Annotated in this window: 9 protein-coding genes; 2 read left to right on the top strand and 7 right to left on the bottom strand. The window is 60.2% G+C overall.

Translation table 11 applies throughout. The features are described 5' to 3' along the window. Window positions 1-10: 10 nt before the first annotated feature. From algG to yaaA, 7 genes are all read right to left on the bottom strand, one after another. Window positions 11-1579, bottom strand: coding sequence for a mannuronan 5-epimerase AlgG (gene algG, locus BM110_RS03650; protein ID WP_071488566.1), 1569 nt, complete (start codon window positions 1577-1579; stop codon window positions 11-13). Continuing rightward, window positions 1579-3066, bottom strand: a complete 1488-nt coding sequence (locus BM110_RS03645; RefSeq protein WP_092240847.1) for an alginate export family protein — start codon at window positions 3064-3066, stop codon at window positions 1579-1581. Before BM110_RS03645 ends, algG begins: the two co-directional genes overlap by 1 nt. Further along, window positions 3063-4457, bottom strand: coding sequence for an alginate biosynthesis TPR repeat lipoprotein AlgK (gene algK / locus BM110_RS03640; RefSeq protein ID WP_071488568.1), 1395 nt, complete (start codon window positions 4455-4457; stop codon window positions 3063-3065). The genes BM110_RS03645 and algK overlap by 4 nt, the downstream gene beginning before the upstream one ends. Before the next feature lie 2 nt (window positions 4458-4459). Further along, window positions 4460-5626: an alginate biosynthesis protein Alg44 gene (locus BM110_RS03635; protein ID WP_071488569.1), complete on the bottom strand. Its 1167-nt coding sequence runs from the start codon at window positions 5624-5626 to the stop codon at window positions 4460-4462. Between the two features lie 38 nt (window positions 5627-5664). Then, the gene (alg8, locus tag BM110_RS03625; protein ID WP_162276396.1) at window positions 5665-7146 is read right to left on the bottom strand and encodes a mannuronan synthase; all 1482 of its coding nucleotides are present in this window, start codon (window positions 7144-7146) and stop codon (window positions 5665-5667) included. An 83-nt stretch (window positions 7147-7229) separates the two neighbouring features. After that, window positions 7230-8546, bottom strand: a complete 1317-nt coding sequence (locus BM110_RS03620) for a nucleotide sugar dehydrogenase (protein ID WP_093119704.1) — start codon at window positions 8544-8546, stop codon at window positions 7230-7232. Between the two features lie 887 nt (window positions 8547-9433). Beyond that, window positions 9434-10213, bottom strand: a complete 780-nt coding sequence (yaaA, locus tag BM110_RS03615) for a peroxide stress protein YaaA (RefSeq protein WP_093512410.1) — start codon at window positions 10211-10213, stop codon at window positions 9434-9436. 119 nt (window positions 10214-10332) lie between these two features. On the opposite strand from yaaA, the gene BM110_RS03610 reads away from it, so the two are divergent. After that, window positions 10333-11457 (top strand): polysaccharide deacetylase family protein, encoded by a 1125-nt coding sequence (locus BM110_RS03610; protein ID WP_093512408.1) that lies wholly within the window; start codon window positions 10333-10335, stop codon window positions 11455-11457. A 339-nt stretch (window positions 11458-11796) separates the two neighbouring features. Next, on the top strand, window positions 11797-13191 hold the full coding sequence (locus tag BM110_RS03605) for a PhoH family protein (protein ID WP_005785025.1): 1395 nt from the start codon (window positions 11797-11799) through the stop codon (window positions 13189-13191). Window positions 13192-13235: the final 44 nt, after the last annotated feature.

The raw sequence follows: 13235 nt of genomic DNA, 5'->3' as shown, positions 1-13235 counted from the left end.
AGGGTCATCCTCAGTCCTGCATTTCGGTCTGGCGTTCGACAGGGTCGATCAGCACGGCTTTCTGCTGGCGCACCAGCAGGTCGAGAATCTCTTCCTGGCGATCGCCAAGCACGCCGGAGAAGCTGATGCCGCTGGATTTGGTCGGTGCCAGCATCGATACGCGGTACAGCTCGATACTCAACGGCGAGTCGATGGACAGCGGCCCGCTGCCGTTACCCGCCAGTTCACCGCCCACCACGATCAGCGAGACCTTGGCGTCGAACGGGTCGAGGGCGATGTCGCGGTCGGTGTCGGTCAAATCCTTGATGTGGCCGTACACACCGGTCAGGCCGTTGGCCATCGCGGTGTTTTCGTAGAGCTTGATGTTCACACTGTTGCGCACGCGGATGCCGTGGCGGCGGTTGCTGATCACCTTGTTGCCCCACAGCAGGTTGTCGCCGCTCTCATAGAGGGTGATGCCGTCGGTGTGGTTGCGGTAGATCTCGTTGTCGGCGATCAGGTTGTTCACGCTGTTACGGTCGATCACCAGGCCCGAGAGCTTGTTGTCGTAGCTGCGGTTGTTGAAGATGAAGCTGTCGTTCACTTCACGGGAAATGATGATGCCGTGCTTCTTCTTGGTGCCGTAGACGGTGTTGTCCGCGATGATCAGGCCGTGGGAACGGTCGTGGGGGTCAATGCCGTAGACGATGTTGTCTTTGTAGGTATTACCCTTGATCACGAAGCCCGTGGTCTCGTAGCAGTAGAAGCCGTACCACATGTCCGAGAACTCGGAATCGATGATCCAGCCGGTCGGCTCCGGACGCTTGAGCACCTTGGCCATGTTCGGCGTGTACTGGGAAATACTCACCCCGTACGACTTACTGTTGGCGTAGCCGAAACTGGCCATCTTGGTGTTGGAAATGTAGGTTTCGGTACCGCCCCAGGCCAGAAGGAACGGGCGGAATTCCTTGGGCGACTTGAACAGCGCCGGGCCGTTGGCCTTTTCGCTCCAGCCGGTGACCTTGGTGTCATGCACAAACAGCTGGCCGTCGTTGATCAGGAACGAACCGCCTTCCTGGGACAGGCGCAGCTCCTGGGTCTTCTTGTCGATTTCCAGGATGCCCTTGCGCCCGACCACGATCGGCAACTTGGCCAGGAACACACCCGGCGAGGTCTCGCTCAGGTACTGCTTGGGCACCTTGCCCAGCAGGTCCTTGAGGTTCATGTAGCCGTCGTCGACAAAGATCGCCTGGGGAATACCGTGCTGGCGCACCACCCATTCGGCCATCTTGTTGTCACCGCCGATGAAGTCCTTGAGCGCGTCTTCCTGCATCATGCGGCGGATGCTGATCTTGCCCGGCTTGGTTCTTACGATCTTTTTTTCCATCGCCGCGGCGGTGTAGCCCGACAGGTCCGGCAGGGCCGGCTTGGCCATTTCCAGCGGCGCGGTAGGCGGGCTGGAGATGGTGTAGGTCTTGGCCTGCTGCAGTTCCTTGGCGATGGTCGGCGCCTTGGCCGCCGTATCGGCAAACGCTGTGGCGCTGGCCAACAGCATTGCCGCGACGAGTAGGCTTTGAGCATTCATTGGGCGGGCTCCCATCAGAATTTCCAGATCACGTCGACAAACGCGCGATGCATGTACGAGTCGACGTTGCTGCCATAGGCATCGCCCGGTTTGAACACGCCGGCACGCAAACGCACCAGCGCTGACGGCTCATCGATCGACTGGCTGAGCGCAGCCGGCAACAGGCCGGTCTTGAAGTACTTAGTGACCACCAGGTCCATCTCCTGGCCCAGGTCTTTCTTGCCATCTTCAAGAGGCAGGGAAGTACTGGACAGGATCGCGCCGGTGACGTCGTCGGTGTTGTTCTGCACCGCATCGATACCGTTGCTGCCCACCGGCTTGTTGCCGTCGACACGCCAGAACTTGTGGTACACCAGGCTGGCGTCGTAGTCCTCGCGCAGCTGCCAGGAACCGAACAGGCTCATGGCCTGCATGTTGTTCATTTCGCCACGGAAGGCTTCACCGAAGCGGTGCACGCGGGACTGGGTGCCGGTCCAGTTCGAACGGTTGCTTTGCAGGCCGTTCTGCTCGTACTCGGCGCTGGCGCGGGAGTAGGCCGCGCCCACTTGCCACTGCGGGTCAAGGCGCAGGCGCACACCGAGGTCGGTGGCCCAGCCGCTCACGTCGTCGCTGCGCTTGGCGTTGGTCGGGCGGGTGCCGTCGGCATTCAGGGCATTGACCGAGTCACGGTCGCCGCGCATACCGGTGATGCTGGCCCAGTAGTTGACGGTGTTGGTATTGCGCCAGTTGTAGGCGTCGCTGTTGGCTTCGATGCCGAGCCAGGTCAGGTCGCCGTTTTCACGCTTGTCCAACGAGTCGGTGGGCACGCCCGGTTCCGGGTAGTCCAGCTTGCCGTTGTCATGGGTGTGGTGACCGCGCAGGCCGATCCACTGACCGGGCGTCCACTGGTAGGCGGCGTCGGCGTAGAGGTGCTGACGGTCCTTGTCCTTGGGCGACAGTTCCTTGAGGTCGGTGCGGTATTCGCTGAAACGTTCGGCGACGCCGACATTGGCCTTGAGCAGGGTCGTGTCGAAAGTCCAGTTCAGCGCTTCGATGTTGGTGTCGCGCCATTGGCCGTCGTCATTGCGCAGGCGTTGGCGACCCAGCTTGAGGATCTCGCCAGGGTAGGGCGTGAAGCCGCTGTAGCCGACCCAGAACTCGCGCATGGCCAGGTAGTTTTTCTTGGCCTTGCGGTCGTTGTTGGTGGTTTGCTGGTTCGCGTCATCGGCCGACTGTTGCAGCGTGTCGGTCTCGATGATGTCGCTGGACGCCACCGCCTGGCCCATGGCATAGGCGCTCCACGCGCCGCTTTCGCCGTAGATCCACGGGCGCAGGTCAAGGCCGATACCGTTGACGTCGCCGCCTTTTTGCGTGCCGAGGTCGCGGTCATCTTCGGACTGCGCGGTGGCTTTGACTTCCAGGCCGAAGTTCTTGGCTTCGGTCAGCGCGGCCAGGGTCGGGCACGACCACAGCAGGGCGAAGGTCAGGCCGATGCCGGCCTTGACGAATGGGTTGAGCTTCATAGGGATTCCTCGCCGTCGTCTTCTTCATCCAGGGCGTGCAGTTGCAACGTGCTCTGGGCCAGGGTGCCGCGGGCGGCCAGTTCCTGTTGCACCAGGCGTTGGCCCTGGGCGCGTTGTTCAGGCGTCAAAGGCGCTTCAAGCTGGGCGGCCAGGTCATTGGCTTCCGGGGTGTCCTGGGCTTTGGCCAACTGGCTGAAGACATAGGCGTTCAATGGGTCGGGCTTGGTGCCCTTGCCTTGGGAAAACAACTGGGCGATGGCGAAGTCGGCACTGTTCTGGCCGTTGCGCGCAGCGGTCAGCAAGTGGTCGAGGGCTTTTTGCGGGTAGACCTTGCCCAGGTAGCCACGGCGATAGATCTGGCCGAGGTAGTAATCGGCGGCCACTTCCTTGCCCACGGCTTTTTCGAAGTGCGCTTCGGCTGCCTTGGCATCCGCCGGCACCCACTTGCCTTCGTAGTAGAGCTTGCCCAGCAACAGTTCGGCGCGCGGCTGGTCGGCGGCGCGGCCGTTGTCCAGGTACTTCATCATCTGGTCGACGTCACCGAGTTCCGGGAAGTCATAGAGCAGTTGCGCCAGGCTGACCCAGGAAGCCGGGTAGCCGGGGGCGATTTTTTCCAGCAGGGCCTGGGCGGTTTTTTCGTCCGGCTGGCCGAGGGTGGCGTCACCCAGCACACGCGCCACGCTGTCGACACGCTGTGCGGTAACGGTGCCACGGCTGTAACCGGCTTCCATTTGCTTGAGCAGTTCGGCCTGTTTTTCCGGCTCGGCTTTTTTCTGGTAGACCGTGGCCAGTTCGACGTAGCAAATGTCGGTGGTGTTCAGCGCGGCTTTGCAGATGCGCTCCACGTCATCCAAGTGCTGGTCGTAGGTGTCCTGGGTGCGATACAGCAGCACCTGGGCCAGGCCGGCTTCCGGGTAACCGGCGGCCTGCCATTGGCTGATCTGCCGCTGGGCATTCACGTTCGGGAAGCTGTGCGGGTATTGCAGGTACAGCATCGCCAGCGGAATCAGGGTGTTGCCTTCGCCATTGGCAAAGGCTTTTTTCAGCAGGCCTTCGGCTTCATGGTGTTCGGCTTCGGTGCTGCCGGGCTTGGCCACCAGCAGGCGACCCAGGCGCGCCTGGGCGCGGGGCGAGGTGTCCGCTGCCGCACGGTAGGTGGCTTCGGCCTGTTTGATTTGCGCCGGATCGCGAGTGCCTACCTGGATGTCAGCCAGGCCCACCTGGGCCTCGCTGTAGCCCAGGTCTGCCAGTTGCTGGTAATTCTGCTGCGCGGTGACGGTGTCGCCACGCTTGAGCGCTTCATTGGCCAGGCGTTGGTCGGGCAGGCCGGCGCAACCGGCGAGGGCGATGGCCAGCGCCAGGGGCACCGGCAGGTTTCGAAGGGCGCTCATGATTAAAGACCCGCAGCCATGGCTTTATCGATCAGCCAGTTCAGCGATGGGCCACGGTCGCTGGTGACTTCCACCGGGCGACCGGCGTAGGTGCTGTCCAGCGGTGCGTCCGGCTTGATCTGCACGCGGATGTCGGAGGACAGGTCGGCGCTGTTCAGGCTGGTGCTGCTGACGATGGTGCCGGTGCGGATCTGCTCCTCGTCGGCCACCTGGAAGCTCACCGGGGTACCTGGGCGCACATCGGCGAACTGGCGATAGGTGAAGCGTGCTTCCACGTTGGCCTGGCTGCCGCGTGGGACCAGTTGGAAGATCACGTCGCCCTTGCTGGCGTATTGACCGTCAGCCACCAGTTGCTGCGCCACCACGCAATCGCACGGCGAAGTCAGGGTGCCGGTCATTTGCTTGCCGAACAGCTCTTCAACCTTGGCCGGTTGCAGTTGGTCTTCGTCCAGGTGGCCCTTGAGCACGTCGAGCATGCTGGTGCTGAAGGTCGCCAGTGGCGCGCCTTTGGCGGCGACCGCATCACCCTTGAGCAGGCTCTGCACGGTGCCGTCGCGTGGCATGGTCACGTTCATGCCGGGCACGCTCACCAGGCCGGCCTGGGCATGGCTGACGAAGTACATGCCGTACACCGACTTGAAGACGAAACCGAAAGCCGCCAGGCCGACGATGAAGATACCCGCGCTGAACACCACGGCGCGCAGGCGGCCGGCGGCGCTCATGTTGCTGCCGCTGTCCTTGACCTTGCGTGCCTTGGTGAAGTTGTCACGTTGCAGGGTCGCCAGCACGTCGCCCATGGTCACGATGTCACCGGACAGGTGCGAGGTGATCAGATGGCGCAGGGTGGAAATATCCTGGGCGTCGAGGTTCTGGAACTGGCAACCGGTGCGACCGGTCTGGCGGTCGTAGGAGCGGATCTGCAGTTCCACGTCCATGGCCAGGCCAAGGTTATCGATGACGAATTGCAGGCGGCCCTTGTGCACTTCGCCGACGGTCAACGGCTGGGTGGCGGTGAACGCCAGGCCGCCGGCGGACAGGTCGATCACCCGTGCTTCGGTCTGGGTGCGGTCGGTGTTGAAGAAGCGCAGCTTGGCCGGGATTTTTACGCGGGCATGTTGGCGCTGGGCTTCGGATTCGTGGACAACATTGGCATTTACTTGGCTGTTCATCAGGGCAATTTCCTAGAGTTAATTCAGGCTTGGCAGGGTCAGACCATCATCAGCAACACGGCAACGAAGATGCTGCCGGCGGAGAAGGTCATGGTCCGAGACGACCAGGTGTTGAACCAACGTTGAAAGCTGGCCAAATCGCGGGTCAGTTTGGTGTCCTGGCGGGTCCAGGACTGTTGATCGAGGCGGAAGAACACGTAGATCTTCACCAGCGCGCCCATGATCTGGTTGTAATAGAGAATCACCGGGTACGCAGGGCCGATCTTGTGGCCGGAGCACGACAGCAGCAGGGTGAGAATCAGGCGAGTGATGCCGATCCACAGCAGGTACGCGAGGATGAAGGCGCCGCCGTATTTGAAGGTGGCGATGATCGCCACGGTCAGGCCGAGCAGGGACGTCCACATCGACACGCGCTGGTCGAACAGCACGATGCTCGTGAACAGGCCCAGCCGACGCACACCCAGGCCCAGGGCACGGGAATTCTGGCGCAGGTTATTGCCGTACCAGCGGAACATCAGCTTGCGGCTGGCCTTGATGAAGCTCTTCTCCGGCGGGTGTTCCACGGTGTTGATCGCGGCATCCGGCACGTAGAAGGTGTCGTAGCCCAGGCGCATCAGGCTGAACCAGCTGGACTTGTCGTCGCCGGTGAGGAACTTGAAGCGGCCCAGGCGCCAGTGTTGCAGCGAGTCGCTTTCCACGTCGGCGATAAAGCCCGGGTCGGTGACCACGCTGGCACGGAACACTGACATGCGGCCGGTCATGGTCAGCACGCGCTTGGACAGGGCCATGGAGCACATGTTGATGTGACGCTGGGCGAAACGCAGCTTGTGCCACTCGCTCATGATGTAGCCGCCGCGCACTTCGCAGAACTCGTTGGTGGTCAGGCCGCCGACGTTGCCGAACAGTTGGAACCACGGCACGGTCTTGCGAACCACGCCTTCGGCGAGCACGGTGTCGCCATCGATCACGGCAACCACGGCACGGTCGTCCGGCAGGTGGCGGGAGATGGCGCGGAAACCGAAAGCCAGGCCGTCGCGTTTGCCGGTGCCGGCGATGCGCACGAAGTCGAGCTTCACGTGCTCCGGTGGATTCATGCGTTCCCACAGGCTCTTCACCAGCAGCTCATCGGACATTTCCACCAGCGAGCAGACCACGGTGGTGGGGAAGCCACATTCGATGGCTTCACGGATCACCGAGCTGTAGACCTGCGCGGTGGTCAGCGCGTCGATACGGAAACTGGTGACCATCAGGAACACATGGGACGGGTCGGCGGCCTTGCCCAGCTTGCGCACTTTGCGGCGCAGGTGCGGGTAGACCACGTACAGGAACAGCATGCCGCGAAAGAAATGCGTAGCACCCATCGAGTAGCGCCAGATGCCGACGGCGCCAATCAGGAAAATAAAATTCTTCGACTCGGAGTCGAACGTACTCGCCGGCAAGAGCAGGGCGAGTCCCATCAGCAGGCTCAAAAAGAACAGCCAGCCGGCGGATTGGAGCAGTACGTGTTTTAACTTGGACATAAGCGTCATCCGAAGGTGAAGAAGGCTCCCGGCTGCAAGCGCTGGGGATAGGTACGCTTGCAGCCCGGAACTTGCCGTTGCTGTTACCAGCAAATGCCTTCGGTACGGCCTGTGGCACAGGTGGCCTTGGACATGAAGCCCACCAGGTCGATCACTTGCTTGCCGTGTGGTGCGTTCTGCGCCAGGGCACGGAACTTCTCATCACGGTTGCCCAGGATGATCACGTCGGAGTTGTTGATCACATCGTCGAAGTCCGAGTTGAGCAGGGACGACACGTGCGGGATCTTGCCTTCGATGTAGTCCTTGTTTGCACCGTGGACACGGGCGTACTCGACGTTGCTGTCGTAGATGCTCAGGTCGAAGCCCTTGCCGATCAGCATTTCGGCCAGTTCAACCAGCGGGCTTTCGCGCAGGTCGTCGGTGCCGGCCTTGAAGCTCAGGCCCAGCAGGGCGACTTTGCGTTTGTCGTGGCTGGAGACGATGTCGAAGGCGTTCTGTACCTGGGACTCGTTGCTGCGCATCAGCGAGTTGAGCAGCGGCGCTTCCACGTCCAGGGAGCTGGCGCGGTAGGTCAGGGCACGCACGTCTTTGGGCAGGCACGAACCACCGAAGGCGAAGCCTGGGCGCATGTAGTACTGGGACAGGTTGAGGGTCTTGTCCTGGCATACCACTTCCATCACTTCGCGACCGTCGACGCCGACGGCCTTGGCGATGTTGCCGATTTCGTTGGCGAACGTCACTTTGGTGGCATGCCATACGTTGCAGGTGTACTTGATCATCTCGGCAACGGCGATGTCCTTGCGGATGATCGGTGCGTCGAGTTCTTCGTACAGCGACTGCAGGACATCGCCGGAGGCTTTGTCGAACTCGCCGATGACTGTCATCGGTGGCTGGTCGTAGTCGGCGATGGCGGTGGATTCACGCAGGAATTCCGGGTTGACCGCGACACCGAAGTCGATGCCGGCTTTTTTGCCGGAGCAGTCTTCGAGGATCGGGATCACCACGTTCGCCACGGTGCCCGGCAGTACGGTGCTGCGCACGACCACGGTGTGGCGGGTGGTTTTGTCACGCAGGACAAAACCGATCTCGCGGCACACGGCTTCGATGTAATCGAGCTCCAGGTCGCCGTTTTTCTTGCTCGGTGTGCCGACACAAATCATCGACAGGTCGGTATCGCGGATGGCGTCGGCGAAGTTGGTCGTGCCGCGCAGTCGGCCGGTTTCGATACCCTGGCTCAACAGCTCGCCCAGACCGGGCTCAACGATGGGCGATTTGCCTGCATTGATCAGGTCAATCTTATCCTTGGAGATGTCTACGCCGACCACTTCGTGGCCACGGGCAGACAGGCAACCGGCACAGACTGCGCCAACGTAACCGAGACCAAATATGCTGATGCGCATCGCATTTACCTCTTTGTCTTCAAGACTGTGTTAATCATGCCAATTAATGGCGGAGTTCATGTTTGCAAGCGTCACTGATGCCGCGAAAGTTAGGCGAATAGACGCCAACTTACCGCGTACAGGCATGTTAATTAGCGAGTGACTAACAATTGCACTCAAGTTGTGCGCAACTTGGCCTTGTTATTGGGGCTTGCCCTGAAATGCAGCCGGCCTTTCTGGGGAAAGGTGCCGACGCCAGTGCCACAAGATCCTGATGGGGGCTTTAGGCCCTTATTTATCAACATCTTGGGTGTCGTCACTGACACATTTGGGTAAGCGCTGCCTTGGCCTATAGGGGATAGCAATTAATCCTTATCGCTGCCCTCAACTCATATCAGTTGATGATATGACCCGTGAGTCAAAGTTGATGGGGCAACTTTGCTACTTCCTTGGGTCGTCATGTAAGTCATCTCTTACAGAAGCAGAGAATTTCGTTACCGGTGGTATGAGCCGTGCGTTTAGACGAAGTTCCGGGCCGCTCATCCTGTTTCCTGAAATTTCTTGAAATATTAGGAAAGATGGCACTGGTAGTATATTGATAGCACTTGCTATTTGAGCCAGTAGTTATAGGGAGTTGGCGCGCGGGGATAGTTTTGTGCCACTAGTGTTTGAAAAAAGTGGTGCCACTACGAAAAAAATCGACGAATGTCGAGTGAAAGAATTGTTAGAGATGCGTCGGGATATTTTTTGACGTCAAAAAAATGACGATTCGCGAATTAAAATGCGGTTAAAAATGTGGGAGGAGCTTGCCCCCGAAGGCGGTGGGTCAGCTAAAGATAAGCTGGCTGATCCATCGCCATCGGCGGCAAGCCCCCTCCCACATTTGTTCATCAGTGTTCTCGGGAGCTTTATTCTGGTGCGTGATCGCGCAAAAACACCAGGTTATCCGGCTTGGACTGCTCGGCGTTGAAGCGATAGCCCTGCACATCAAACTGCTTGAGCTTCGCCGGGTCGTTGATGCGTTCCTCGATCACAAAGCGGCTCATCATCCCCCGGGCTTTCTTGGCGTAGAAGCTGATGATCTTGTACTGGCCGTTCTTCAGGTCCTTGAACTCGGTGTTGATGATCCGCGCCTTCAAGGCCGTACGCTTGACCGCCGAGAAGTATTCGTTGGAGGCCAGGTTGAGCAACACGTCGTCGCCTTGTTCGGCCAGCGCTTGGTTGAGCCACTCACTGATACGCGTGCCCCAGAAGGCGTACAGGTCCTTGCCACGGGTATTGGGCAACTTGGTGCCCATCTCCAGGCGGTACGGCATCATCAGGTCCAGGGGGCGCAGCAGGCCATACAGGCCCGAGAGCATGCGCAGGTGGTCCTGGGCGTAGCTGAAGTCGGCATCGCTGAAGGTCTCGGCGTTCAGGCCGGTGTAAACATCGCCCTTGAAGGCCAGCAGCGCCTGCTTGGCGTTTTCCTGTGTGAACGCAGGCGTCCAGCTGCCGAAGCGGGCGGCGTTGAGGCCGCCGATCTTGTCGGATACGTGCATCAATTCGCTGATTTGCGCCGGGCTGAGGGTGCGCAGTTGCTCGATCAGCTCCTGGGAGTGGTCCAGGTACTGCGGCTGGGTAAAGCGCTGGGTCGCCGGCGCGGTCTCGAAATCGAGGGTCTTGGCGGGGGAAATCACCATCAGCATGAAGTCGTCTCCTTTAAACGTGAGGCGATTCTAGGGGCTGGGGCGTTTTGACTCCACCTATGATGGCGATAGGCGTGATCCGCTATGATGGCCGGTGACTCTGGAGAGGGAGACCCTGTGTGCGAATAGCGCTTTTATTGTCGGCATGCCTGCTATGCCTGAATGCCCAGGCAGCACCCGTGGATGTGGCCAGCCTTGACCGTGGCACCTGGCCCGAAAAACTCGGCAGCCCGGCACTGTTCGATGTGGCTTCACGTGCCGAAATCCTCATGTTCGCCCACAGCCTGCTGGCCAGCGAGAACCAGGACGAAACCGCGCTCAAGCAGCGCCTGGGCCTGAAGATCATCAACCTGGCCGCCATCGACGACCTGCGCCGCCAGCTCTGGCAGCGCCTGCTGGAGAACTACACCTTCGCCCAGCAGAGCTGCGCGGAAGACGCCTCGTTCTGCTATCTGGTGGAGAACATGGACGACCTGCGCGAGCAGGCCGACAAGTTCGAGGTGAGCGAAGACTCCTTCTATATAGGCTGGGCCGCTCCGAGCCATACCTTCCATGAGCGCTACCTGGATGAATTGCTGCGCAAGGCCGCGCTGTTTCCGCAGATCAGCAGCGAAGTCGCACGTTTCGGCGACCATGAGCGCAATGGCGACGAGTTCAACGACCGCCTGTTCCTGATGACGTTCGACGGCGGCCCTGCGCCGGTCAGCGGCAATACCGACTGGCTCGCCGACTATTTGCGCAAGCAGAAGATGAGCGCGACCTTCTTCACCCTTGGCAGCAGCCTGCAGGCCCGTGTCGAGCGCAGTTCGGTTGCCGATGTGCAGGCGCTGTACCAGGGCCAGTGCGTCGGCACCCAGGGCTGGCAGTATCGTTCCCACAGCCATTGGGTGGACTGGCAGAGCTCGATTACCCGCAGCGCTTCGCTGGCACAAAACCTGATGCCGGAAAACTACGTGCCGCTGTTCCGTCCGCCCTATGGCCAGCGCCGCGCGGACAGCCAGGGGTTCTTTCAAGCCCAGGGCTTGCAGGTGGCGTTGTGGGACATCGATTCCCAGGATGAACCGGGCAAGCTCAAGGCCGATGAGTCGGCGCAACGGGTGCTGACCTTGATGCTGTTGTGGCGCAAAGGCGTGATTGTGTTCCACGACACCCAGGACAAGGCACGGGTCGCTTTGCCCATGCTGTTGCAGGCGACGGCGCAGAGTGGTCTGGGTTGGCAGGACTGCCGGGAGGCGTTTCGCTGAAGTGCCCGGAACTGTTGGGTTTTGGGCGATTTCGGGGTAATTTTGTGCGACATTTCGATGCAGGCGGACTTCCGACTTTAGCGGGGTAAGTGGCACTCGGCTAGTGCTATTCGTCATCCTGAAAAATAAACTTCAAAAAAGCGTCAAAGTGCTTTTTCCTGTCACACGTTTTGCGGTATTACGAAGTCAGATCGCCGAAACCTGCAACACAGGTGGCGTCTTCCAAGACTCCTCATGTGGGCACTGCGCTTGACGTCACTCAGGTGCAGTCGGTGGTCGAATCGAGGCGCAGCACCGCCCAGGTATTGCGTCGACTGGCTCCCACAAAGGTGACCGAGTATGGATGATCATGGACGTAACCCTTCTTCCGACCAGCCAATCCTTTATGTGCTTGATACCAACGTATTGATCCACGATCCAAACGCACTGCTCAACTTCGAAGAACACCACGTCGCCATCCCGATGATCGTGCTTGAGGAGCTCGATAAACTCAAAAGCGGGCACCACAGCGTGGCCGCCGAATGCCGCCAGGCCATCCGCCTGATCGACAAGACATTGGGCGAAGCTTCGCCAGAAGATGTCGAAGTCGGCGTGCCGATCCAGCGTGGCAAAAGCGGACCCAAGGGCTTGCTGTCGATTCTGATGAGCAAGCGCAGCGAGCCCAACAGCCTGCTGCCGGAAAACCTGAACGACAACAAGATCATCAACCAATTGATCGACCTGCACGCCCGTGACAAGGACCTGCGCGTAGTGCTGGTGACCAAAGACATCAATATGCGCCTCAAGGCCCGAGCGTGTGGGATCGCGGCCGAGGACTACAGTACCGACCAACTGGTCGACGACGTGTCGATGCTGTCCCGTGGTTATCACATGATGACTGGCTCGTTCTGGGACCGCGTCAGCAAGGTCGAAACCCGTCAGGACCATGGCCGTACCTGGCACCAGGTGCAGCTGATCGATAACCTGCCGGCCGTACATATCAATGAGTTCATCGTCGACGAACAGGGCTTCGTGGGCTGGATCAAAGAGATCCAGGTCGACAAGTTGCTGATCCTCGACCTGCATCAGGAACCCCTGTTGCACCAGGAGGCCTGGGGCCTGAAACCGCGTGATATCTACCAGAGCCTGGCGCTGTACGCGCTGCTCGATCCGGACATCCACCTGGTCAACCTGACCGGCGCCGCAGGCTCGGGGAAAACCATTCTCGCCCTGGCTGCCGCCATCGAGCAGACCATGGTGACCAAACGCTATCGCCGCATCATCGCCACCCGCAGCGTGCAGGGCCTGGACCAGGAGATCGGTTTCCTGCCCGGCACCGAAGCGGAAAAAATGGAGCCGTGGCTGGGGGCGATCACCGACAACCTCGAGGCCTTGCACATGGATGATGAAAACACCCATGGCAGTGTCGACTACATCCTCAGCAAAGTGCCGTTGCAGTTCAAATCCCTCAACTACATCCGAGGTCGCAGCTTCCAGCAGAGCCTGATCCTGATCGATGAATGCCAGAACCTCACGCCGCACCAGATGAAAACCATCATCACCCGTGCCGGCGCCGGTTCCAAAGTGGTGTGCCTGGGCAACCTGGCACAGATCGACACCCCTTACCTGTCCGCGACCAGCTCCGGGCTGACGTACCTGACTGAACGCTTCAAGGATTTCCCGAACGGCGTGCACATTGCGCTGCAGGGTGTTCCACGTTCGATCCTGGCCGAATACGCCGAATCCCATCTCTGACCCTCGGCACTGACTAAAACGGGCGTCCCATGGGACGCCCGTTT

Origin of the sequence: Pseudomonas sp. NFPP28 (genome assembly GCF_900115535.1) — a bacterium.
In the GTDB taxonomy this organism is placed as follows: domain Bacteria; phylum Pseudomonadota; class Gammaproteobacteria; order Pseudomonadales; family Pseudomonadaceae; genus Aquipseudomonas; species Aquipseudomonas extremorientalis.
The sequence above is the reverse complement of the archived record's forward strand: the minus strand, read 5'-3'. Positions and strand labels throughout refer to the sequence as shown.